Annotated in this window: 19 protein-coding genes (1 of these 19 cut by a window edge); 10 read left to right on the top strand and 9 right to left on the bottom strand. The window is 68.3% G+C overall.

Annotation, left to right across the window (positions count from 1 at the left end; translation table 11 throughout):
* On the top strand, window positions 1-1,345 hold the 3' portion of the coding sequence (locus tag JW805_14160; GenBank protein ID MBN2973158.1) for a lipopolysaccharide biosynthesis protein. The gene continues 149 nt to the left of window position 1, outside the view; only the last 1,345 of its 1,494 coding nucleotides appear in the window; its start codon lies off the left edge, out of view; its stop codon occupies window positions 1,343-1,345.
* A 6-nt stretch (window positions 1,346-1,351) separates the two neighbouring features.
* On the opposite strand, the gene JW805_14165 is transcribed toward JW805_14160, so the two are convergent.
* A complete protein-coding gene (locus JW805_14165) occupies window positions 1,352-1,777 on the bottom strand; it encodes a CBS domain-containing protein (GenBank protein ID MBN2973159.1) in 426 nt (141 codons plus the stop codon).
* A 68-nt stretch (window positions 1,778-1,845) separates the two neighbouring features.
* Between JW805_14165 and JW805_14170 the strand changes: the two genes are divergently transcribed.
* Window positions 1,846-2,151, top strand: a complete 306-nt coding sequence (locus JW805_14170; GenBank protein MBN2973160.1) for a hypothetical protein — start codon at window positions 1,846-1,848, stop codon at window positions 2,149-2,151.
* Window positions 2,152-2,241: 90 nt separating this feature from the next.
* On the opposite strand, the gene JW805_14175 is transcribed toward JW805_14170, so the two are convergent.
* The 5 genes from JW805_14175 to JW805_14195 all read right to left on the bottom strand — a co-directional run bounded on the left by JW805_14175 (window position 2,242) and on the right by JW805_14195 (window position 7,341).
* A complete protein-coding gene (locus JW805_14175) occupies window positions 2,242-3,024 on the bottom strand; it encodes a DUF4167 domain-containing protein (GenBank protein MBN2973161.1) in 783 nt (260 codons plus the stop codon).
* A gap of 279 nt (window positions 3,025-3,303) precedes the next feature.
* Window positions 3,304-4,113 carry a peptide chain release factor N(5)-glutamine methyltransferase gene (gene prmC / locus JW805_14180; GenBank protein MBN2973162.1) on the bottom strand — a complete coding sequence of 270 codons (810 nt, stop codon included), beginning with the start codon at window positions 4,111-4,113 and terminating at the stop codon, window positions 3,304-3,306.
* Between the two features lie 124 nt (window positions 4,114-4,237).
* Window positions 4,238-5,311, bottom strand: coding sequence for a peptide chain release factor 1 (prfA, locus tag JW805_14185; GenBank protein ID MBN2973163.1), 1,074 nt, complete (start codon window positions 5,309-5,311; stop codon window positions 4,238-4,240).
* Window positions 5,312-5,405: 94 nt separating this feature from the next.
* Window positions 5,406-6,617 (bottom strand): histidine--tRNA ligase, encoded by a 1,212-nt coding sequence (locus JW805_14190; protein MBN2973164.1) that lies wholly within the window; start codon window positions 6,615-6,617, stop codon window positions 5,406-5,408.
* 40 nt (window positions 6,618-6,657) lie between these two features.
* The gene (locus JW805_14195) at window positions 6,658-7,341 is read right to left on the bottom strand and encodes a response regulator transcription factor (GenBank protein MBN2973165.1); all 684 of its coding nucleotides are present in this window, start codon (window positions 7,339-7,341) and stop codon (window positions 6,658-6,660) included.
* Window positions 7,342-7,458: 117 nt separating this feature from the next.
* Here JW805_14195 and JW805_14200 point away from each other — a divergent pair, with 117 nt between their 5' ends.
* The 6 genes from JW805_14200 (at window position 7,459) to JW805_14225 (ending at window position 16,814) form a co-directional block, all read left to right on the top strand.
* Window positions 7,459-8,226, top strand: coding sequence for a hypothetical protein (locus JW805_14200; GenBank protein MBN2973166.1), 768 nt, complete (start codon window positions 7,459-7,461; stop codon window positions 8,224-8,226).
* A gap of 32 nt (window positions 8,227-8,258) precedes the next feature.
* Window positions 8,259-8,681, top strand: a complete 423-nt coding sequence (locus JW805_14205) for a DUF2147 domain-containing protein (GenBank protein ID MBN2973167.1) — start codon at window positions 8,259-8,261, stop codon at window positions 8,679-8,681.
* A complete protein-coding gene (gene mprF / locus JW805_14210; protein ID MBN2973168.1) occupies window positions 8,674-11,301 on the top strand; it encodes a bifunctional lysylphosphatidylglycerol flippase/synthetase MprF in 2,628 nt (875 codons plus the stop codon). Before JW805_14205 ends, mprF begins: the two co-directional genes overlap by 8 nt.
* A gap of 140 nt (window positions 11,302-11,441) precedes the next feature.
* A complete protein-coding gene (locus JW805_14215; GenBank protein ID MBN2973169.1) occupies window positions 11,442-14,759 on the top strand; it encodes a glycosyltransferase in 3,318 nt (1,105 codons plus the stop codon).
* Window positions 14,760-14,890: 131 nt separating this feature from the next.
* A complete protein-coding gene (locus JW805_14220) occupies window positions 14,891-15,121 on the top strand; it encodes a hypothetical protein (protein MBN2973170.1) in 231 nt (76 codons plus the stop codon).
* Window positions 15,122-15,158: 37 nt separating this feature from the next.
* Window positions 15,159-16,814: an MFS transporter gene (locus JW805_14225; GenBank protein MBN2973171.1), complete on the top strand. Its 1,656-nt coding sequence runs from the start codon at window positions 15,159-15,161 to the stop codon at window positions 16,812-16,814.
* A gap of 37 nt (window positions 16,815-16,851) precedes the next feature.
* On the opposite strand, the gene JW805_14230 is transcribed toward JW805_14225, so the two are convergent.
* On the bottom strand, window positions 16,852-17,811 hold the full coding sequence (locus JW805_14230; protein MBN2973172.1) for a hypothetical protein: 960 nt from the start codon (window positions 17,809-17,811) through the stop codon (window positions 16,852-16,854).
* Complete coding sequence (locus JW805_14235; GenBank protein ID MBN2973173.1) at window positions 17,808-18,575, bottom strand: SDR family oxidoreductase; 768 nt, start codon at window positions 18,573-18,575, stop codon at window positions 17,808-17,810. Before JW805_14235 ends, JW805_14230 begins: the two co-directional genes overlap by 4 nt.
* Window positions 18,576-18,741: 166 nt before the next feature.
* On the opposite strand from JW805_14235, the gene JW805_14240 reads away from it, so the two are divergent.
* Window positions 18,742-19,986 carry an FAD-dependent oxidoreductase gene (locus JW805_14240; protein MBN2973174.1) on the top strand — a complete coding sequence of 415 codons (1,245 nt, stop codon included), beginning with the start codon at window positions 18,742-18,744 and terminating at the stop codon, window positions 19,984-19,986.
* 122 nt (window positions 19,987-20,108) lie between these two features.
* Here JW805_14240 and JW805_14245 read toward each other — a convergent pair whose 3' ends face one another.
* Complete coding sequence (locus JW805_14245; GenBank protein ID MBN2973175.1) at window positions 20,109-20,594, bottom strand: Lrp/AsnC ligand binding domain-containing protein; 486 nt, start codon at window positions 20,592-20,594, stop codon at window positions 20,109-20,111.
* Window positions 20,595-20,676: 82 nt separating this feature from the next.
* Between JW805_14245 and putA the strand changes: the two genes are divergently transcribed.
* The gene (gene putA / locus JW805_14250; GenBank protein MBN2973176.1) at window positions 20,677-24,294 is read left to right on the top strand and encodes a trifunctional transcriptional regulator/proline dehydrogenase/L-glutamate gamma-semialdehyde dehydrogenase; all 3,618 of its coding nucleotides are present in this window, start codon (window positions 20,677-20,679) and stop codon (window positions 24,292-24,294) included.
* Window positions 24,295-24,339 lie beyond the last annotated feature (45 nt).

Consider the following 24,339-nt stretch of genomic DNA (forward strand, 5'->3'; position numbering starts at 1 on the left):
CCTCGTGATTCGTATCTTGAGTCCGGCGGATTATGGTCTGTTCGCGATGACGCAGGTCATCCTGGTCCTGCTGAACATGCTGAACGGCTATGGACTAGCCAGCGCCGTCATCCAGAAGGCCGAGATCGACGACCGCGCCGTCCGGCAGCTGTTCGGGATGCTCATCCTGCTCAATGCCGGCCTGGCGCTGGCGCAGTTTCTCGCAGCACCGCTGGCCGCCGCCTATTTCCGTCACCCGCAAGTCGGCGAATTGCTGCGAGTGCAGGCCGCCTTGTACATGACGACGCCCTTCATCGCCCTTCCCTATGCGCTGCTGTCGCGGCGGATGGAGTTCAAGCGGCAATCGGCGGTCAATCTGATGTCGGCCGTGCTCGGGGCGATCGCCGCCTTCGCCGGCGCGGTCAGTGGCCTGGGCGTCTGGACCCTCGTCCTGGCGCCGGCGGTCATGTGGACGACGCGTGCCGCGGGCATGATGTGGGCGGCGCAGTGGTGGCGGATGCCCAGCTTTGATTTTCGCGGCGCCGGCGGCATCGCGCGGTACGGCGGTCTGATGGCGGCCGGTCAGATGTTCTGGTTCGTCCAGAGCCAGGCCGACGTGTTCATCGCGGGACGCACGCTGCCCGCCTATGAGTTGGGCATCTACACGACCAGCCTGTTTTTGGCGCAGATCTTCGTGTCGAAGTTCGTACCGCCGCTGAACGAAGTCGCTTTTTCCGCTTATGCGCGCATCCAGGACGATGGCGCGTCGATGGCGGCGGCGTTCCTCACGTCGGTCCGGACCATTTTCCTGGCAGCGATGCCCTTCTACCTTGGTCTCGCGGTCGTCGCCGATCCGCTGGTATCGGTGGTCCTGGGCGAGAAGTGGCTGGACACCGGGCCGATCGTCGCGCTGCTCGCGCTGGCGATGCCGTTCATGACGCTGCAAGTGCTGTTCGCGCCGGCCAGCGACGCCCGCGGGCATCCGGAGATCAGCGCGCGCAATTCAGCGACCGGCGCGGTGGTGCTGGGAATCGCCTTTTTGGTCGGAGCGCACTGGGGTGTCCGCGGCCTCGCGATCGCTTGGATCGCCGCCTATCCTCTGTATCTTGCGATCTGTGCGCGGCGGACGCTGCCGGTGATCGGCGTGCGCGCGCAAGCGGTCGCCGCCGCAGTCGTCGTGCCGGTGCTCGCGGCCATCGTGATGGCCGCAGCGGTATGGCTGCTCGATCGCGCGCTGCCGGTCCTGTCGCCGGCAGCGCGACTCGTCATCCTGATCCCGGCGGGTGGCCTGATCTATCTGGCCGTGTTGCTCGCGGTTGCGCGCGACATGATCCGCGAGACGATCGACCTCGTGCGCAACCGTTAAACCGTATCAGCTTCCGATATAGTCGCGCATGGCTGCGGCCTCGGCCTCGATCCGGTCGATGCGGTGTTTTACCAGGTCGCCGATCGAAACGATGCCGACCAAGGCGTCGCCATCGACCACCGGCAGGTGCCGGATGCGCCGATGGGTCATGACCGACAGCGCGCCCAATACCGGCTCGCCGGGGGCAATCGTTTCGACAGGCGTCGTCATCACGGCGCGAACCGGTCGATCGAGCACGTCGGCGCCGTCGTTTGCGAGATACCGGATCACATCGCGTTCGGAAAAGACCCCGGCGACCGTACCACCCTCCATCACCGGAACCGCCCCGATCCGCTTGTCGGCAAGCAACCGTACCGCATCACCGACACTGGCATCCGCGTCGATCGTCGCCACATCGTGACCCTTGCCGCCCAGGATTACCGCGATCGTCATCGCTTCCTCTCCGCTGCTGCTTTTCCTGCGTTGAGCATCGCGCAAAGCCGGTCCATTGCAAAGCCCCTATGCCACGCCACGACCCGATCCCCCGCCCCGATCCGCTCGACGACCCGGCCTATGCCACGCATGTGTGGGGCCGCTTCAGACGGATCCTGCGGTGGATGACGCTCGTCTCGATTACCGCCGGCGCAGGCGCAGTCGCCATCCTGTGGCGATCGGTCGGGCCGCTGCCCATTCATATGGCCATCGCGACCTTTCTGGGCGTCACGTTGACCATCCTGATGGCCGCGCTACTGATGGGGCTGATCTTCCTGAGCTCGGGCAGCGGCCATGACGAAGCGGTCGAGCGGATCGACCCGGACGCCGGATAAGAAAAAGGCCAGGATCGCGCGAGGCGATCCCAACCCTTGATCTCGCATGCGAAGCGTCCGGCTGCGCTGGCCGGTCTCGCTTCGCTCGACTTATGCTGCGGGTGGAACCGCCTCGTCTTCGGTGCGCACCCGGCGCGGGCGACCACGACGCGGACGCTCGGCAGGGGCTTCTTCCTCCGCTGCGACCGACGCGACCGGATCGGTCGAGATCGCCGGCGGCAGCAACGCAGCGTCGAAGCCGTTGCCCTGATCGGCGTCCTGCGCCGCTTCGCGCCGCGGACGACGGGTGCGGCGGGGTTCGTCATTCGCGGGAATCGGCGCGGGACGCTCTTCCGATGCAGCCTCGCCGCCGTTCAGTTCGCGCGGCTGACGACGCGGGCGCGCTTCCCCCTGATCAGTGCCGGCGTCGCGGTCGCGGCGCGGACGCGCTTCGCGGTCACCGCGGGGCGCGCGATCGGCGCTGTCGCGGTTCTCGCGATAGTCGCGGCGCGGGCGCTCCTGACGCTCGCCGTCCTCGCCACCCTGCTGATATTGCGCCGGGCTGGCGACTTCGCCTTCGAAGCCGAAATCCTCGCCCTCGTCGTCCATGTCCTCATCGCGCTGGCGACGGGCCTGGCCATTTTCCTCGGCGCGCGACCGCGTTTCGGCGAGCACGCGGAAATAATGGTCGGCGAACTGGAGATAATATTCGGTGTTGACCCGATCGCCCGCGCGTTGCGCATCGGCGGCGAGATTCTTGTATTTCTCGAGCAGCTGGGCGGCATTGCCGCGTGCACGATTGTCGATGCGATTGCCGTTATCCGGGCGACCGGGGTTACCCCCTTGACGCTGCCCGCCGCGGCCGCGACGGCGGCCGGCCTGACGATTGTTCATCAAAGTGTTCGGTCCTGTCCTATACTGGCATCTGCATGCGCGCGCCTCAAAAACCGCTGCGCGCTGCGGATGCATGACATCCCCCCGGATACCGAACCTCTTTCCCTGAAAAAGAGGTTAGGCCTCCCGCCAAGGCCACCGGACGTCAGCGGCTCTGTAGCTTGATGGAGCCGGCCCCAACCAATTCAACGATTTGGAAGTGGGTGCCTGCCCTGCCACTGGTCTTAGCGGTTAGGGCATCGCTCGCCAAGCATTATATTGTGCGGCAGCGCGTCGGCTTCAAGTGACGACCAGGCATCGCGCCCGCCCCGCGAGGTCGCGGGCAAGTGTGACGGTGAACTCCTGTTCAACGAACAGCGCAGCGACGCTGTCGGCCTGGGTCGCGCCGATCTCGATACAGGCGACGCCGCCGGGCGCGAGCTGCGGGCGGAGCACGGCGGCGATCCGGCGATAGTCGTCGAGGCCATCGGCACCGGCGAACAGCGCGGATGCGGGCTCCCATTGGGCGACGTCGCGCGGCAGAACTTCGTCGGCGCCGATGTATGGCGGATTGCAGAGGATCAGGTCGTGCGGGCCGCCGTGGCCCGTCCAGTCGCCGCGCAGGATCTGCGCGCGGTCGGTCAGGCTCAGCCGTTCGGCATTATCGCGGGCGATGGCGATGGCGGCATCGGAGGCGTCGATGCCGATGCCGGTCGCTTCGGGCCATTCCGCGAGCGCGGCGAGGAGCAGCGCGCCGGAACCGGTGCCGAGGTCGAGCACCGAGCGCGGGCCGGGCGTCCCGGCGAAACGATCGATCGCGGCCTCGATCAGCGTCTCGCTGTCGGGGCGCGGGATGAGGACACCGGGAGCGACATGGAGCGTGATCGTCCAGAAATCGCGGGTGCCGGTGATGTAGGCGACGGGTTCGTGGCGGAGGCGGCGGGCGACGAGGTCGGCAAACGCCGGCGGCATGGGGTCGTCGAGGTGACGCAGGATCAGCGCGTCGCGCGAGGTGCCCAGCGCATGGGCCATCAGCAACTCGGAGTCGAGGCGCGGGGTTTCGGAGACGTCGGCGAGCTGGGTCGTTGCGGCGCGGAGGGCGTCCCGCACGCGATAGCCCTCTCCCCCTTGGGGGAGAGGGTTGGGAGAGGGGCGATGCAGCGAGGACAGTTCTCGGTGAGACACCTCCCCCTCTCCCAACCCTCTCCCCTGAAGGTGAGAGGGCTTTATCGGGTCATTCATTGATGGACGCCAACCGCTCGGCTTCGTCCTCGGCCAACAGCGCGTCGATCAGCTCGTCCATCTCGCCCATCAGGATTTCGGGCAGCCGGTGCAGCGTCAGGTTGATGCGGTGGTCGGTCACGCGCCCCTGCGGGAAATTATACGTCCGGATCCGCTCCGACCGGTCGCCGGAGCCCACCATCGACTTGCGCGCGCCGGCGCGCTCCGACGCCAGCCGCTCGCGCTCCGCCTCGTACAGCCGTGTGCGCAGCACCTTCAGCGCCTTGGCCTTGTTCTTGTGCTGGCTGCGTTCGTCCTGCTGGATGACGACGAGGCCGGTCGGCAAGTGGGTGATGCGGATCGCGGAGTCGGTCGTGTTGACGTGCTGCCCGCCCGCGCCGGACGCGCGATAAATATCGATCTTCAGGTCCTTGTCCTGAATGTCGACGTCGACCTCCTCGGCCTCCGGGAGCACCGCGACGGTTGCAGCGGAAGTGTGGATACGCCCGCCGCTTTCGGTCACCGGCACGCGCTGCACGCGGTGGACGCCGCTTTCAAACTTCAGCTTGGCGAAGACGCCTTTGCCGACGACAGAGGCGACCACTTCCTTGTAGCCGCCGGCATCGCTGTCGGAGAAGGAGATCAGCTCGACCTTCCACCCCTGGCGGTCGGCATAGCGCTGGTACATGCGCAGCAGGTCGCCCGCGAACAGCGCGGCCTCGTCGCCGCCAGTGCCCGCGCGGATTTCGAGCATCGCGGCACGCTCGTCCGCCACGTCGCGCGGCAGCAGCGCGAGCGCAAGCGCGCGATCGGCGGCTTCCAGCGCGCGCTCGTTATCGTGCAGTTCCTCGATCGCCATCGCGCGCAGCTCGGCATCGCCGTCCTGCGACATATAGGTCAGGCTCTCGGCCTCCTGCCGCAAGCGGCGCACTTCGGCGGCGGCCAGCGCGACCGGCTCGATCTCGGCATATTCCTTCGACACCGCGACGAAGCGGTCGCCCGGCAGATCGCCGGTCGCCATCAACGCCTGCAGTTCGTCACGCCGCGCCTCGATCTGGCGGATGCGGTCGGCGGGGATGCGGGTCATATCTGCTCCCCGGCCGGCACCCCGGCGGAGGCCGGGGCCCAGCTACGGGCTGCTTGCACCTGGGCCCCGGCCTTCGCCGGGGAACGGACTGGTGTCACCCCAACGCCTCCAGACCACGCGCGACCGACCCACGCAAGACCCGCGAGCGCGGCGCACCGCCGGCAAACGTCAGCGTCTCGGCCGGATCCAGCTTCACCGCCTTGTCGTACCGCTTCTTGGGCGATCCGGTCGCGACGATATCAGCGGACAGTCCGCTCTTCCGCAGTTGAGAAAGCGCCGACAGCGCCTGCGCATAATCGGCATCGTCCTCGACGACCACGATCACGTCCGGCCCCGTCTTCACCGGCTCGTCCAACAACATCGCCAGCCGCTCGATCCCCGCGGCCCAGCCGACGCCCGGTGTCGGTTGTCCGCCCAGGCTCTCGACCAGCCCGTCATAGCGCCCGCCGGCCAGCACCGTTCCCTGCGCGCCCAGCCGGTCGGTCACGAACTCGAACGCCGTGTGGCGATAGTAATCGAGCCCACGCACCAGCCGGTCGTTGCGCGTCCACTTCACTCCCGCCGCATCGAGGCCCGACGTGACCGCCGCGAAGAAGTCGCTCGCCTCCGCGGTCAAAAACTCATCGATCCCCGGCGCCGAATCCGCGATCGGCCGGTCGCGCGGGTCCTTCGAATCGAGGATGCGCATCGGGTTCTTGTCGAGCCGGACCAGGCTGTCCTCGCTCAATACGTCGCGGGCGCCCGCGAAATGCTCGACCAGCGCCGCGCGCCACGCGTCGCGCGTGGGGGCATCGCCCAGCGTGTTGAGCTGGAGCGTCACGCCCCCGGCAATGCCCAGTTCGCTCAGCAGTTGGTCCGCCAGCGCCAGCAGTTCGACGTCCGCCGCCGGCTCCGCCGCGCCCAGGATTTCGGCGTCGATCTGGTGGAACTGGCGATACCGCCCCTTCTGCGGGCGTTCGTAGCGGAATACGGGGCCGTGCGTCGCGACCTTGATCGGCGCATGCTGCTGCCAGCCGTTGCCGATATAGGCCCGCGCGATGCCGGCAGTGAATTCCGGGCGCAGCGTCAGCGAATCGCCGCCGCGGTCGGGGAAGGTGTACATTTCCTTAGATACGACGTCGGTCGTCTCGCCGATCGAGCGGGCGAAGACCTGGGTATCCTCGAACACCGGCAATTCGACGCGGCCGAAGCAATAGAGTTTGCGGATACGATCGAACGCCTCGACCACGCGGGCGAAGCGGCGTTCCTCGTCGAACGCGATGTCCTGCGTGCCGCGCACGCGCTGCGGAGTCTGGATGCGGGCCATAAGCGCCGCGCCTTATGTCAGCCCGTCCGCAAACGCTACCCTATCCCGCCGCACCCAGCCGATAGCCGACACCGCGGACGGTCTGAAGCAAGGGCCTGGCGAACCCGTCGTCGACCTTGCGACGCAGGCGGCTCAGATGAACGTCGATGACGTTGGTGCCGGGATCGAAGTGGTAATCCCACACCGCCTCCAGCAGCATCGTGCGCGTCACGACCTGATCGGCGTGACGTAGCAGGAATTCGAGCAGGCGGAATTCGCGCGGTTGCAGATCGATCGTCTGTCCTGCACGGCGGACGCGACGGGCGAGCAGGTCCATTTCCAGATCGTCGTAGCCAAGCTGCGTCTGCGGTGCGTTCGTCGCGGCACTCCCGCGCCGGATGAGCAGTGCGATCCGCGCGGCAAGTTCGGCGAAAGCGAACGGCTTGGTCAGATAATCGTCCGCGCCCTTGGTCAATCCGGCGATACGGTCCTCCGGCGCGCCGAGTGCGGAAAGCACGATGACCGGCGTCTCGATTCCCGCGCCACGCATGCCGGCCAGCACCGCCATGCCGTCGATCCCGGGCAACATCCGGTCGAGCACGATACAGTCGTAGGTGCCGTCCGTCGCCAGGAACAACCCGTCGCGCCCCGTGGCGGCGCGGTCGACGGTATAACCCGCCTCCGCCAACCCCTTGGTCACGAAGGCGGCCATCGCGTCGTCATCCTCGATCACCAGGATCTTCATCGTCCATTCCTTGTCTAGCGCCCGACCCTCATAGCTCGTTGCGGGTCGGAAAGAACATTACGGATCGGTCATGTCCCGGTCAGCGCCCTGCAGCCCGGCGTGCGCCACACACACATCATGAGAAAGACGATCCGCCATCGTCTGCGTCGCACGATGCTGGTGCTGTTGGCCGCGGCCGGCATGGTCGGATATGTCTGGCATCTCGGCTATTTCGGCGGGCCGCTCTACACCTTGGTTCGCGCCGACGCGCCCGCACCGCCTGCGCGGCGTGGGCTGGTCGGCGTACTGCTGTCGGGCGACATGGGCTTCAACACCGGCATGGGACCGCGGATCGCGGCGCATCTGGCGGCCGAGGGCCTGCCTGTCCTCGGCGTCAACTCCCTGACCTATTTCGCGCGGCGCCGCACGCCTGAGCAGGCCGCCGCGCTCGTCGAACAGGCCGTTGCCCGCGCCGCCGCGCTGCCGGGCGCGACGCGGGTGGTGCTGATCGGCCAGTCGTTCGGCGCGAATGTCGCGCTGGTCGGCGTGCCCAAGCTGCCGGCCGCGCTCCGGGCGAAGCTCGCCGCAGTCGAACTGGTCGTGCCGGCCGATACCATGGCGTTCCAAGCGACACCGGGCGGCATCATCGATCTGGGCCATGACGGCCCCGCCCTTCCCTACGCACGGGCGCTGATCGATCTGCCGGTGCTGTGCATTCACGGTTCGGAGGAGGTCGATAGCCTGTGTCCGGTCTGGCGCGCCGCCAATGTCCGGTCGGTGGCGCTGCCGGGCGGGCATTTCCTCGGCAACGACGCCGCAGCGGTCGCCCGCGCGCTGCTGGCGGGTCCGATCATTACCGAAAGTTCAGGCACCGGCCAACGCACCGCAACGTCGCACCGACCATAGCCGGGCGGCGACGGACCAAGGGACGGACGGGCATGGGGACGCTGAGAGAGATCGGACTGGCGGCGGCAGCGATGCTGGCGAGCATACCGGCCGGCGCCACGCCGACCTCTCCCGCAGGCTTATGGATGAGCCCGCACAAAAGCGTGGTGGTTGAGACCGGGGCGTGCGGCGACAAGCTTTGTGGCCGGATCGTCTGGGCGAACGGCGAGGCGCAGGGCGACGCGCGCGACGCCGGCGTCGAGCATCTCGTCGGCACGGTCCTTCTTCAGGATTATCGCCCCACCGGCGACGGCCGTTGGAAAGGCACGGTCTTCGTCCCCGACATGGCGCACAGCTTCGCCTCGGAGATCGACACCGTCTCCCCGGAGGTGCTGCGCGTGAAGGGCTGCATCCTGGGCGGGCTGTTGTGCAAGTCGCAGCTATGGACGCGGATTGCGTCGGTCCCGCGTGACTAGGCTGCGTGCCCTTGCCGCGCGGTATCGCGGCTGGATCATCGGCGGCGTCGCGCTAACGCTGCTCGTCGTGGCGCTCGGCGCCCTCTACCGACTGACGCACGAGGTCCATCTGAAGGACGTGAAGGCGGCTGTGGCAGCGCTGTCGCCGGCACGCCTCGGCCTGGCCGCCACGCTGACTGCAGCAAGCTATCTCGCGCTCACCTTCTACGACGTTCTCGCGCTCCGGATCATCGGCCGGGCGCTGCCGTGGCGGACCGCTGCGACCGCGTCCTTCACCAGCTATACGCTGAGCCATAACCTGGGCCTGGCGCTGCTGACCGGCGGGTCGGCGCGCTACCGGGTCTATACCGCCGCCGGGCTCGACGGGCCCGACGTTGCGCGCGTCGTCGGACTGGCGGGGGCGACCTTTTGGGCCGGAGTCGTCGCAGTCACGGCACTGGCGCTGGTATTGCACGAAGGGCCGCTGATGCTGCCTGGCCTGACGCTTGGTGCCGGTCAGACCCAAGCGCTGGGCGCCGCCGTCCTCGCCCTGATCGCGTCTGTTTTTGTCGCGACCGCCATCGTTCGCACGCCGATCCGCCTGTTCGGCTTCGTCGTGCCCCTCCCCAGCCCCGGCCAGTTCGCTGCGCAGATGCTGGTCGCGGCCATCGATCTGTCCTGCGCGAGCGCCGCCCTGTTCGTCCTGCTGCCGCAGGCCGCGCCCTCGCTGCTGCCGGCGTTCGTCCTTGCCTATGCGCTTGGCATCACAGCGACCGTGCTGACCCATGTCCCGGGCGGAATCGGCGTGTTCGAGGCGGTGGTCATGAGCGTCCTGCCAGGCGACCGCACGACGTTGCTTGCGGCACTCGTTGCGTACCGCGCGATATATTATTTCGCCCCGCTCGGCATCGGCATTGTCCTGTTGGCGTGGCACGAGGGTCGACGCCAGCGGGGCACCGCACGCATCCTGACCGGGCTCGAAGATGCCGTCGCCAGTCTCGCCCCGTTGCTGCTGGCCGCCGCCGCCTTCGGTGGTGGCGCTCTGCTGCTGCTGTCGGGCGCACTGCCCGCGCTGCAACCGCGCCTGCGCGACCTGGCCCACATCCTGCCGCTGCCGTTCATCGAGGCAAGCCACCTGGCGGCCAGCCTGGTCGGCACGCTGCTATTGCTCCTGACGCCGGGGCTCTACCGCCGGCTCGACGGCGCCAATCTTGCCGCGCGCGTCCTGCTCGTCGCCGGCGCGATTTTCTCGCTGGCCAAGGGCATCGATTACGAGGAGGCCGTCGTCTGCCTGGTCATCGCCGGGTTGTTGCACTGGACGCGCGGCGCCTTCTACCGCCGCACCGCACTGACCCACGCACCGATGAGCATGGGCTGGCTGGCGAGCGTCGCCGCGGCGTTCGGTGCTGCGACCTGGGCGGGCTTCTTCGCCTTCCGCCGCGTGCCCTATTCCGACGACCTGTGGTGGCGGTTCGCGCTGCACGGCGACGCCCCGCGGTTCCTGCGGGCAAGCGTCGCAAGCGCGGCGGTGCTGATCGCGATCGCCGTCTGGCGGTTTTTGTCACCGGCCCGGCTGCCGGCGACGCCCGAGCGGATCGACACCGATCGGCTCGACCGCGCGCTCGAACACGCCGACCGCACCGATGCGATGCTCGCGCTGACCGGCGACAAGCGGTTCTTCTGGTCCAGCGACGGCACCGCCTTCGTCATGTACGCGGTCACCGGCACCACTTGGGCGGTGATGGGCGATCCCGTCGGCCCGCGCGACACCTGGCCTGAACTCATGTGGGATCTGCGCGAAGCCGCGCATCGCGCGCAGGCGCGGCTGTTGCTCTACGAAGTCTCGGGCGCGCCGCTCGACCTGACGATCGGCATGGGGCTGGAAATCGTCAAGTTCGGCGAGGAGGCGATCGTCGACCTGCCGGAATTCGATCTTCAGACGCCGCGCCTGCGCAACGCCCGTCGGTCCGCCCGCGCGCTGGAGCGCAAGGGGCTGACCTTCCGTATCGTCCCGGCGGGCGCGGTCCCGGTCATCCTAGACGAACTTCAGGCGGTGTCGGACGCGTGGCTGGCAGCGAAGGAGGGCCGTGAGAAGCATTTCAGCCTTGGCCGCTTCGAGCGTGACTATATCGCCCGGTTCGACACCGCGATCGTCCTGTCGGAGGGGCGCATTGTCGCCTTTGCCAACCTGTGGCTGACGCCCAACCGCAACGAGGCGTCGGTCGACCTCATGCGTCACGTCGATGACGCGCCGGCAGGGACAATGGATTTCCTGTTCGTCCAGTTGATCCTGTGGGCGAAGGCGCGCGGCTATGCCCGCTTCTCGCTGGGCATGGCGCCGCTATCGGGGATCGAGGATCGGCGGCTGGCCCCGGCCTGGGCGCGCGTCGGCGCGTTCGCCTTTCGCCACGGCGAGCGACTGTACGGTTTTCGAGGCCTGCGCGCCTACAAGGACAAGTTCGCTCCCCGGTGGGAGCCCCGCTACGTCGCCGGCCCACACGGCATTGGGCTGTTGCTGGCTCTGCGCGACGTGACCCGGCTGATCGGCGGCGGACCGGCGCCCGCACGGCCGGCGCCAGGCGCAGCCCCGGTCGCGCGTCCCGGCGCGGCTCCTTTGCGGCCCGCGGCAGCGGCGGGCTGACGCGGGTTGGCCGGTGCGCAGGCCTGTCGTCGGCGCGCAGATGACGAAAACGTAATCCAAAGCCAAGCCGCCCGCCATCCGCGACATGCCAGGACGGCGAAGACCGCGCGGGCATGTTCGCGCGGGGGTGGCAGGGACCTATGGCGCAGCAACCGATTTTCTACGATCCCACCGGCCGGCGGGGCCGCTGGGCAAAGCGCCTGTTGGCCCTTGCGATTGCCCTGATCCTGCTGGGCGGCGTCGTCTTTGCAACGACGTTGATTCTGGTTCCGCGCGGGCGTAACCTCGCTCTGCCGCTTCCCCAGCCCAAAGCGGCGGCGATGCGCGGAACCCCGCCGCGCAAGGGCTTGGCCAAATGGCTGCCGCATGAAACCAGCCCCGCGGCGAACACGCCGCTCTCGATCGGTTTCTATGTGCCCGGCGACGATTCGAGCCTCGGATCGTTGCGCCGCAACGTCGGTGCGCTCGACTGGGTCGTGCCATCGATCGTCAATGTCGTGGGAGCGGATCACGCGACGACGGTGTTGCCCGACGTCCCTTTCGACCGGATGATCGCTGCGATGCCGCGCCCACCGCGCGTCCTGCCGATGGTGCAGAATTTCAACAAGGGCGTTTGGGAGGGCGACCGGATCGCCGCGCTGCTCAACGATCCGGCGGCACGAGCGACGCTGATCCGGCGTCTGGCCGCAGTCGCCCGGCAGCCGGCAAACGGCGGGCTCGTGCTCGATTTCGAAGCGCTGCCCGCGCACGCCATGCCTGCCTATCTGCGCTTCATACCGCAATTGCGCGCGGCATTGCCGGCAGGGGCCCAGATCGCGGTGACAGTGCCGGCAGAGGATAGTGCCTGGCCGCTCGGTGGTTTTGCCAAGGTCGCCGACCGTGTGATCTTCATGGCCTATGACGAGCATTATGACGGCGGCACTCCGGGCCCGATCGCGTCGCAGGACTGGTTCATCCGGCAGGTCGTCGCAGCCCGCCGCGCGATCGGCGCCGACAAGCTGGTCGTGGCGCTCGGCAGCTACGGCTATGACTGGCATGGGGGCAACACCGATGCGCTGACCATCGAGGAAGCCTGGCTCGCCGCGCATGACAGCGATGCGAAGCCGATGTTCGATCCCGCCAGCGGCAATACGGCCTTCGCCTTCGACGAGGATGGCCAGCGCCACACCGTCTGGATGATGGACGCGGCCACCAGCTGGAATCAGATGCAGGTCCTCAAGCGGCTGGGGATCGACGATATCGCGCTGTGGCGCCTGGGCAGCGAGGATGCCGGATTCTGGTCCGCACTCCGCGCGTTTCGCAAGGGCGGGACACCGGACCTGTCGACGCCCCGAGCGTTGCTGGAAACCGATGTCGAGGGGGCGGGCGAGATCCTGCGCATCACCGCGACGCCATCGGTCGGGCATCGTACCGTCACCTATGACACGACCGGCCTGATCCGCGGGGTCGACTACACCGCGCTGCCCACGCCCTATGTCGTCAAGCGCGCCGGCGCGGCCGATCCCAAGGCGATCGCGCTCACCTTCGACGACGGCCCCGACGGCACGTGGACGCCGAAGATTTTGGACGTGCTGGAGCGGGAAAAGGTGCCCGCGACCTTCTTCGTCATCGGCCAGAACGTCCTCCAACACCCGCAGCTGGTGAATCGCATCATCGCTGGCGGCAGCGAACTGGGAAACCACAGCTACAGCCACCCGAACCTGGCCGGCGCGTCGGAAACCTTCACGAACCTCGAACTGAACACGACCCAGCGGCTGGTCGAAGCCTATACCGGCCGCCGGATGACGCTGTTCCGTGCGCCTTACTTCGGGGACGCCGAACCGACGACGACCGACGAACTCCTGCCCGCGCTGACCGCACAGGCGGCGGGCTATACGATCGTCGGCTTGCACGTCGATCCGAACGACTGGCAGCGTCCCGGCGCGGACGAGATCGTCCGCCAGACGCTGACCCAGATCCGCGGCGCGACGCCACAGGTTCCCGGCAACGTCGTGCTGCTCCACGACAGCGGTGGCGATCGTTCCGAAACCGTGGCGGCCTTGCCGAAGATCATTGCCGCATTGCGAGCGGAGGGCTATCATTTCGTCACTGCCTCGCAGCTGGTCGGCGTGTCGCCGGCCCAGGCGATGCCGCGCGTGGTCGGTGAGGACCTGGTCGCGATCCGCTATGATGTCGCAGGCTTCATCGTCGTCGCGGCCATCCTGTTCGTCATCGGCTGGATTTTCTACCTGGCGATCGCGCTCGGAATCGCCCGGGCGATGCTGATGGCTGCGCTCGCATGGTGGCAGAGCCGGCAGCGGCGCGCCGATCCGCCGGTGTACACGCCGACCGTCTCGGTCATCATCCCCGCCTTCAACGAAGAACGCGTCATCCGATCCTCGGTCGAACGCATCCTGGCGAGCGACTATCCTACGCTCCAGGTCATCGTCGCCGACGACGGCTCGCAGGACGCGACGAGCCGGATCGTCGCCGCGGCGTTCGGCGCCGATCCGCGCGTGACTTTGCTGACGCTGGAGAACGGCGGCAAGGCGGCGGCTCTGAACCGCGCGCTCAAGCAAGCGACCGGCGACGTCATCATCGCCCTCGACGCCGATACCCAGTTCGAAACCGGCACGATCCGCCGCCTGGCGCGGTGGTTCGCCGATCCGCGGATCGGCGCGGTCGCGGGCGATGCTCGCGTCGGCAACCGCGTGAACCTGGTCACGCGCTGGCAGGCGGTCGAATATATCACTGCGCAGAATCTGGAGCGCCGCGCGCTCGCCGGGTTCGACGCGATGACGGTGGTCCCGGGCGCGGTGGGCGCGTGGCGCCGCGCGACGCTCGACCAGGTCGGCGGCTATCCGGAGGACACGCTGGCCGAGGACCAGGACCTGACCATCGCGATCCAGCGCGCAGGCTGGCGGGTCACCTATGACCCGATGGCGGTCGCGTGGACCGAGGCGCCGGAAAGCTTCAAGGGCCTCGCCAAGCAGCGCTATCGCTGGGCATTCGGGACGCTGCAGTGTCTGTGGAAGCACGCCGGCATCTGGCGCACGCGCCGCCCGCGGGGCCTGGCGCTGGTCGGCATGCCGCAGGCGTGGCTGTTCCAGATCGTCTTCGCCGCAATCTCGCCGCTGATCGACCTGGCGCTGATCCTATCGATCGCCGGCACGGTGACGCGCGTCATGCAGCATGGTTGGGCGCAGACCGCCGGCGACGTCAGCACGATGGGCCTCTACTGGCTGGCCTTCACCGGCATCGACGTGCTGTGCGGCTGGATCGCGTACCGGCTGGACGGCAAGGGCGTGCGCTATCCCGCGCATCTGCTGGTCGCGCAGCGGTTGGTCTACCGCCAGATCATGTACTGGGTGGTCATCCGTGCGGTCGTCTCCGCCATCGGCGGCTGGGTGGTCGGTTGGAGCAAGCTGGAACGCAGCGGGCGCGCGACGACCGACGGGGCGACGCCGGCGGCGGCCTGAGCCGCATGCCATCTGCGCCGCGCTTGTTTCGTTCATGCCTGATCGCCAGAGGCTTAAGGAAGCTTAGCGCGTCGAGCAGCGCGTACGAACGGAGGTTTCTCGATCCTGATTTTCTGCGTATCGCCCACCGCATGAAAGCGAGCGACCTTCAGGACCGGATCATCGCGCAACTGTTGCGCGATCATGGCGGGACGAAGCGGCACTGGCGCGCGGTCGTCGGCCGGGTGAAGCTCTATGACCCGGCGACGCATCCGCATTGCAACTGGTCGCTCGATCCGCAGGGCAATGCGCACGAAAACGCAATGATCGAAGCGATGATGGACGACCTGCGCCTGCGTTTGCGGATCGTGACGCCCGGATAACGGATCGTCCCTGCCGTTCCGGCATTCTCCCCCATAGATGACGACCGCCGCCCAGCCCTTCCCCACGTCTCCCTTCGGCATTTCGCTCTACCGGCAGGTTTGGGTCGCAAGCCTCTGTTCGAACTTCGGCGGCCTGATCCAGTCGGTCGGGGCGTCGTGGATGATGACGTCGCTCGGCGCGTCACCCCAGATGATCGCGCTCGTCCAGGCCTCGACCAGCCTGCCGATCATGCTGCTGTCGCTGTGGGCGGGCGCGATCGCCGACAACCTCGACCGCCGCCGGATCCTGCTGACCGCACAGAGCTTCATGCTGGTCGTCTCGCTCATTCTGGCGGTGGGGACGTGGGCCGGCTGGATCACGCCGTGGCTGCTGCTGACATTCACCTTCCTGATCGGCTGCGGCACCGCGATCAACGGCCCGGCGTGGCAGGCGTCGGTCGGCGACATGGTACCGCGCCCGCTGCTGTCGAGTGCCGTTTCCTACAACAGCATGGGCTTCAATATCGCACGCAGCGTGGGACCCGCGATCGGCGGCGCGATCATCGCTGCGGCGGGCGCGGCGGCGGCATTTGCGGTCAATGCGGTGAGCTATGTCGGGTTGATCTTCGTCCTGAAACGCTGGCAGCCGAACCTGCCGCCCCGCCGCCTGCCGCGCGAACGGCTGGGTGTCGCGATGGCGGCGGGTGTGCGCTACGTCCGGTTATCGCCGCCGATTCTGACCGTCCTGATGCGCGCCGCGGTGTTCGGCGTAGCGGCGAGCGCGATTCCGGCATTGATGCCACTGGTTGCGCGTGACCTCGTCCGCGGCGGGCCGCTGACCTATGGCATCCTGCTCGGCGCGTTCGGGCTCGGCGCTGTCGGGGGCGCGCTGATCGCCCGGCGGCTGCGCGAGAAGGCGACGACGGAGCAGATCGTCCGTCTGGCGTCGCTTGGCCTCGCCATCGGGGGTGCGACGACCGCGACCGGCATGCTGCCGCTCGCCATCCCCGCCCTCGCGCTGGCTGGCGGCGGCTGGGTACTGGCCCTGTCGACCTTCAACGTCAGCGTCCAGCTCGCCTCGCCGCGCTGGGTCGTCGCGCGCGCCATTGCGCTCTACCAGATGGCGGCGTTCGGCGGGATGGCGGCGGGCAGCTGGCTATTCGGCTCGATCGCGGGCGTCCACGGTGTCGCCGAGGCGCTGATCGCCGCTGCTGCGGTTCAGTTGCTCAGCGTTCTCGCCGGCTTCGTGCGGCGGATGCCCGAGATCACGCAGGCAGATCTCGCCCCACGCTCGGGCTGGGTCGAACCGACCACCGCCGTTCCTGTCCAGCCCCGTAGTGGGCCGATCGTCATTACCGTCGAACATCGCATCGCCGAGGTCGACGTAGCGCGCTTCCTGACCGTCATGAGCGAACGCCGTCGCATTCGTCGCCGCGACGGCGCACGGGCGTGGCAACTGCTGCGCGACCTGGGCGAGCCCACGCTATGGGTCGAGCGATTCCATTTCGGCACCTGGCTCGACTATGTCCGCCACAACGAACGCCGTACCCAGGCCGACGCTGCGAACAGCGACGCGCTTCACGCCCTGTGGATAGACGGCGCGCCGCCCGTCATCCACCGGCGGATCGAACGCCAGACCGGCTCGCTGCCGGGCGTCGGCGAAGACGACGTCCAGACGCTCGATCCGATCACCGACCCGACGCGGTCGAGCTGAGCGTCGCCGGGCTCCGGCGCGCATGCGCAATTTGCTCCTAACTCTGCCGGATCAGGGCTCTCGCCAGTTTGCGGTCCTCGAGCGAATAATAGAGCCAGATCGCAGCACCATCGACCACGACCGATGCGGCGAAAGCGATATCGGTCTGCGTGCGGTCCTCGGGCGGCGGTGGAGTGATCAGCGGCTCGATCCCGCGGTCGACGACACGCGTGTATTCGCGGTCGAACGCCACCCAGCCGATCCGCCACCGCGCATCACGTGTCGCGCCGTTGTAAAACATCACCGGCATGTCGGGATCGGTCGTCAGCAACGGTCCGGTCGAGAGATGCCAGTCGTCCCAGCTGTCGCGGCGCGGCATGAACGGCGTGGGCTGTTCGACCCACGGCCCGACTTCGCTGGCACCGACCGCCAAGCCGACGCGCGACGCCTGGTCGGCGGCATATTCGTAGAACAGCCGCCAGTGGCCATCGACGGTCTGCTCGACCGTCGCTTCCTTCGTATTGCCCTCCGACTTCGACGAGGCGAGTGCGACGCCGCGCTTTTCGAGCCGGTCGAGCGATGGGCCGGTCGCATAGGCAAGCTCGCCATGCGCCATGTCGGCCAGCACGCCGGTATAATAGACGATGTAGCTGCCGTCGGCGCGGCGCAGCACGGTCGGATCCTCGACCCCGCCCGCGTCATGGTCGCCCGGCCCCGGCACGATCGACGGCGCGTCGAGCATCGTGAAGCGGCAGCCGTCCTCGCTCCAGCCGGACCAGATCACGCCGGTATCGGTCATTGCCTGACCAGCGCGGACGACCGCGCGGACCATGATGCCCCAGCGCCCGTTCGGCTCCTGCCAGATATAGGGGCTCATCAGGTCGCGCGTCATCAGCGCCGGCGGGCCGTCGAGCACGACCGTCTCGATCGCCTTCACGTTGAAATCGATCGGCGTCCGGCTGCCTTCGACCGCGTCTTTCCGGTGGGGATCAGCCGTCCCCGGCTTGGGCGCGGTCATGCGCCGAGCGCCTGAAGCAGCGACAGCCCACCGTCGATGACGATTCGCGCACCGGTGATGTAGCGCGCCTTGTCGGAGGCGAGGAACACCGCCAGATCGGCCACCTCCGCCGGATCGCCGGCGCGGCCCATCGGGATGTTGCGCTCCAGCGACCGACGATAGGCTGCGTCCTTCAGCGCGCGGTCGTTCATCGGCGTCAGGATCATGCCCGGCTCGATCGCGTTGACACGGATGCCGCGTGGCGCTTCCTCGATCGCCAGCGTCTCGACCAGATTGGTGAGCCCGCCCTTCGCCGCACAATAATCCGCCCCGCCGGCGCGGACCGCATAGGCGTGGATCGACGAGATGTGCAGGATCGTCGCCGGCCCGGCCGCCTCGCCGCGCCCGGTCAGAAAGCGGCGCGACGTCAGAAAGGCGCCGGTCAAATCGGTGTCGATCAACCGCCGCCACTGTTCCAGGGTCATCTCGCGCACGGTGACGCCGGTCATGTTCAGCCCGGCCGAATTGACCAGCACATCCGCTGGCCCCCACGCCTGTTCGACGTCGCCGAAGGCTGCGGTGACCGAGGCTTCGTCATCGACCGCCGCCTGGACGGTCATCGCCTCGCCGCCGGCCGTGCGCACCGCGTCTGCGCTCGCCTTCGCCCCCGCAGTGTCGCTGTGATAAAAGATCGCGACCCGGTCGCCCTGGGCCCCGAACGCCGCCGCACAGGCCGCCCCGATCCCCGATTCCGCGCCCGTTACCACCACCGTCCGCGCCGCCACCGGTTTCTCCTCGTCACAAATCACCCGATCGCAACGAACCGCAGGCGAAAGGGCTTCGTCTGCCGCAGGATTTTGCCATCATGTCATCAGCGTCGGCCATTGCAGCAACGATCGCCTACGCTTCGTCCCCGCTGGATTTTCGCTCCCGTTGCGGTAGCGGTCCTGCATGACGGCATCGGACACGACCCAATCCTATGACATACTGATCGTCGGCGGCGGCCACGGCGGCGCGCAGGCGGCGATCGCGCTGCGCCAGCGGGGATATGCCGGCAGCATCGCCATCATCGGCGAGGAAACCGAACTGCCCTACGAACGCCCGCCGCTCAGCAAGGAATATCTGCTGGGCGACAAGCCGTTCGAGCGCATGCTGCTCCGCCCCGCCGCCTTCTGGGCCGAACGCGACGTGACGCTGTTGCTCGGACAGCGGGTCACCGCGGTCGATGCGGGGGCACGGCAGGTGACTACCGCGGATGGCACGCACATCGGCTATGGCGACCTGATCTGGGCGACCGGCGGCAGCCCGCGCCGACTGATCTGCGCCGGGCATGACCTGGTTGGCGTCCATTCCGTCCGCACCCGCGCCGATATCGACCGACTGATGGGCGAACTGCCCGCGGTTACCCGCGTCGTCGTCATCGGCGGCGGCTATATCGGGCTGGAGGCGGCAGCCGCGCTGACGAAGCTCGGTAAGGCGGTGACGCTCGTCGAGGCGCAGGACCGCGTCCTCGCCCGCGTCGCCGGGCTCACGCTCTCCGCCTTCTACGAGCGCGAACACCGCGCGAAGGGCGTCGACCTGCGCACCGGTATCAGCGTCGACTGTATCGAGGGCGACACCCGCGTCACCGGGGCGCGCCTGTCCGACGGCACGCTGCTGCCATGCGAGATGGCGATCGTCGGCATCGGTATCATGCCCGCAGTCGAACCGCTGCGGACGGCCGGTGCGGCCGGCGGCAACGGCGTGCGCGTCGACACGCTGTGCCGCACCAGCCTGCCGCACGTCTATGCGATCGGCGACTGCGCCGCGCATGCGAATGCCTTCGCCGACGGGGCCGAAATCCGTCTCGAATCAGTGCAGAACGCCAACGACATGGCCACCACCGCCGCCCGCGCGATCCTGGGCGATCCGGTCCCCTACCGCGCGACGCCGTGGTTCTGGTCGAACCAGTACGACCTGAAGCTCCAGACGGTCGGCCTGTCGATGGGCCACGACGCCGAAGTCGTCCGCGGCGATTCCGGAACGCGCAGCTTTTCGGTCGTGTATCTGAAGGCCGGTCGCGTCGTCGCGCTCGACTGCGTGAATATGGTGAAGGATTACGTCCAGGGCCGTGCGCTGGTAGAGGCCGGCGCGGTGATCGATCCCGCGCGGTTGGCCGATGCCGGGGAGCCTTTGAAAGGGATGGTCGAAGGCTAACCCCTCCATCGTCATCCCCGCGAAGGCGGGGATAAATTGGCGCCGACCGTCGTGGGTCTCATTGCCACCAGCGACTATTGATTCCCGCCTTCGCGGGAATGACGACCAGGGGAATTGTACGCCTACACCGCCGCGTCCCGAATCGTCTCCATCGCGACGAACGTCGACGTATTCGCCACATGCGGCAGCGCGGATATCCGCTCGCCCAGCACCTCGCGGTACCGCCGGATATCCGCCGTCCGCACCTTCAATAGATAGTCGAAGCTGCTGGCGATCATGTGACATTCCTCGACCTCGGGAATGCGCAGCACCGCACGGCGGAATTCCTCGAGCGCCGCCTCCCGCGTGTCGGACAGCTTCACCTCGGTAAAGGCGATATGGTCCAACCCCAACCGCGCCGGATCGACGATCGCGCGAAAGCCCAGGATGTAGCCGCCGTCGATCAGCCGCTTCAGCCGCACCTGGCACGGCGTCTTGGACAGGCCGACGCGTTTCGCGAGTTCGGTGACCGACAGCCGCCCGTCGGCGCGCAGAGCCTCGATGATCCGCCGGTCGAAACCGTCAATCGGCCCTGAAACGGGCAGTCTGGCGTCCGTTCGATCTGTCATCAGGCGTCCAAAAGGTTCGATCGGACTGACATTGCGCCAAATCCGGGCGGATCGCCAGCGTAGAAACTGCTATGGGCCGGCCATGACGACGCCCCCCTTCGCCGACTTCGCCCCGCCTGTCCGCCCGCAGGACGCCCAGCGCCGCGCGATCACCGCCGCCTATCGCCGGCCGGAGCCCGAATGCCTGGCTCCGCTGATCGAGGCCGCGACGCTGCCGGACGCGATCCGCACCGCCGCGACCGTGACCGCAACGCAGCTCGTCACCGCGCTGCGCGCCAAGCACAAGGGCACCGGCGTCGAAGGCCTCGTCCAGGAATATGCGCTGTCCAGCCAGGAGGGCGTCGCACTGATGTGCCTGGCCGAGGCGCTGCTGCGCATCCCCGACACCGCAACCCGCGACGCGCTGATCCGCGACAAGATCGCCGGCGGTGACTGGCGGTCCCACGTGGGCGATGGCCGCTCGCTGTTCGTCAACGCCGCGACCTGGGGCCTGGTCGTCACCGGCAAGCTGACCGGCAGCGTCAACGACAGTGGTCTCGGCGCCGCGCTCACCCGCCTGATCGCGCGCGCCGGCGAACCGGTCATCCGCCGCGGCGTCGACATGGCGATGCGGATGATGGGCGAGCAGTTCGTGACCGGCGAGACGATCGCCGAGGCGCTCGACCGCGCCCGCCCGCTGGAGGCACGCGGCTTCCGCTACAGCTACGACATGCTCGGCGAAGCGGCGACGACCGCGGCCGATGCGGAGCGCTATTACCGCGACTATGAAAACGCCGTCCGCGCGATCGGCGAAGCGGCGGCGGGGCGCGGCGTCTATGCCGGCCCCGGCATCTCGATCAAGCTGTCGGCCCTCCACCCGCGCTACGTGCGTGCGCAGGCCGAACGCGTCATGGGTGAACTGCTGCCCAAGGTGAAGGCGCTTGCCGTCCTTGCCAAAGGCTATGACATCGGCCTTAACATTGATGCGGAGGAGGCTGACCGGCTCGAACTCTCGCTCGACCTGCTCGAAAGCCTCGCGACCGATCCCGACCTCGCGGGCTGGGATGGTCTGGGCTTCGTCGTCCAGGCCTATGGCAAGCGCTGCCCGTTCGTCATCGACTGGATCGTCGACCTCGCCCGCCGCGCGAACCGCCGCATCATGGTCCGGCTGGTGAAGGGCGCCTATTGGGACGCCGAGATCAAGCGCGCGCAGGTCGACGGCCTCGCCGACTTCCCGGTCTATACCCGCAAGATCCACACCGATGTCGCGTACATCGCCTGCGCGGCCAAGCTGCTGGCGGCGAAGGATGCGGTGTTCCCCCAGTTCGCGACGCACAATGCGCAGACGCTGTCGACGATCTACCACCTCGCCGGCCCCGACTTCACGGTCGGCGATTATGAATTCCAGTGCCTGCACGGCATGGGCGAGCCGCTGTATGACGAGGTCGTCGGCGGCAACAAGCTGAACCGCCCGTGCCGTATCTATGCGCCGGTCGGTACGCACGAGACGTTGCTCGCGTACCTCGTCCGCCGCCTGCTCGAAAACGGGGCGAATTCGTCCTTCGTCAATCGCATCGCCGATCCCGAAGTCTCGATCGCCGATCTGGTCGCCGATCCGGTCGACGCCGTTCGTGCGATGCCGGTGCCGGGCCAGAAGAACCCGCACATCGCGCTGCCGCGCGAACTGTACGGCGCGCGCGTCAATTCCGCCGGCCTCGACCTCAGCGACGAAACGACGCTTGCGATGCTCAGCGAGACGATGGCTGGGGAAGGACCGTGGACGGCTGGCGACGTGGGCACCGAACGCCCGGTGCTGAACCCCGCCGACCGCCGCGATCAGGTGGGCATGGTGCGTGAGATGAGCGTCGCCGACGCCCAGGCCGCCGCCCGCACCGCCGCTGCCGCCGCGCCTGGCTGGGCCGGGACCAGCCCGGCCGACCGCGCCGAGATGCTCGACCGCGCCGCCGACGCGATGCAGGCCCGCATGCCACAACTGCTCGCGCTCATCGTGCGCGAAGCGGGCAAGTCGCTGCCCAATGCCATCGCCGAGGTGCGTGAAGCGATCGACTTCCTGCGCTATTATGCCGAGCAGGCCCGCTCGACTTTGGGCGTCGGCCACCGGCCGCTGGGCGTCGTCACCTGCATCAGCCCGTGGAACTTCCCGCTGGCGATCTTCACCGGCCAGGTCGCCGCCGCGCTGGTCGCGGGCAACGCGGTGCTCGCCAAGCCGGCGGAGGAAACCCCGCTGATCGCCGCGCAGGGCGTCGCTCTGCTGCACGAAGCCGGCGTGCCGGCCGACGTGCTCCAACTGGTCCCTGGCGACGGCGCGATCGGTGCGGCCCTGGTCGCGGCGCCCGAGACGATGGCGGTGATGTTCACCGGATCGACCGAAGTCGCGCGCCTGATCCAGAAGGCGCTCGCCAAGCGTCTGCTGCCCGGCGGCGCGCCGATCCCCTTCATTGCGGAGACCGGCGGGCAGAACGCGATGATCGTCGATTCCTCGGCCCTCGCCGAACAGGTCGTCGCAGACGTCATCGCCTCGGCGTTCGACAGCGCGGGCCAGCGCTGTTCCGCACTGCGCATCCTGTGCCTGCAGGAGGAGGTCGCCGACCGCACGCTGGCAATGATCAAGGGCGCGTTGCACGAGCTGTCGATCGGCCGCACCGATGCGCTCAAGACCGACATCGGCCCCGTCATCACCGCCGAGGCCAAGAGCATTATCGAAAAGCACATCGCGAAGATGCGCGGCGCCGGCCACCGCGTCGAACAGCTGACGCTCGCCGGCGACACCGCCAACGGCACTTTCGTTGCGCCGACGATCATCGAACTCAGCGACATTGCCGAGCTGGAGCGCGAGGTGTTCGGCCCCGTCCTCCACGTCGTCCGCTTCCGGCGTGCGGAGCTCGACCGGCTGATCGACCGGATCAACGCGACCGGCTACGGCCTGACCTTCGGGCTGCATACCCGGCTCGACGAGACCATCGCGCACGTCACCAGCCGCGTGAAGGCGGGCAACCTCTACATAAACCGCAACGTCATCGGCGCGGTCGTCGGCGTCCAACCATTCGGCGGACGCGGCCTGTCGGGCACCGGGCCGAAGGCGGGCGGGCCGCTGTATCTCGGCCGGCTGGTGACAGGTGCCGACCTGCCCCCGCCGGTGATCTGCGACGCCGCCGACCCGGCCGCACGCGATCTCGCGATCGGGCTGGAGGATCGCGACGAAAATCGCGCCGCTGCCCGCGTGCGCGAGGCGATCGCGGCGTCGATGCTGGGCGCGGACGTCGAGCTCGCCGGCCCGGTCGGCGAGCGTAACCTCTATGCCCTCCACCCGCGCGGCCGCGTGCTGCTGCTGCCGCAGACCCGCGAAGGGTTGCTCGAACAGCTGGGTGCGGCACTGGCGGCGGGCAACGACGCGGTGATCGGCGACGCAGCCGTCTTCCGCGAGCTGCTGGCGACATTGCCGCAGAGCGTGACCGCGCGCGTCCGACTGGCCGATGACTGGCGCCACGAAGCTACGTTCGCCGGCGCGCTGATCGAAGGCGACGCGTCGCAGGTCTCGGCCGCACTCGCCGCGCTGGCCGAGCTGCCCGGGCCGATCGTCCTGCCGCAGGCCTCGACCGTCGGCTATCGCCTCGACTGGCTGGTCGAGGAGGTCTCGACCTCGATCAACACGACCGCCGCCGGCGGCAACGCCAGCCTGATGGTGCTGCCGACAAGCTGAACCACCGTACCCCGCCGTCGCGGGAGCACGGCGGCGGTGCAACCC

The sequence above is a fragment of the Roseomonas aeriglobus genome, from assembly GCA_016937575.1.
In the GTDB taxonomy this organism is placed as follows: domain Bacteria; phylum Pseudomonadota; class Alphaproteobacteria; order Sphingomonadales; family Sphingomonadaceae; genus Sphingomonas; species Sphingomonas aerigloba.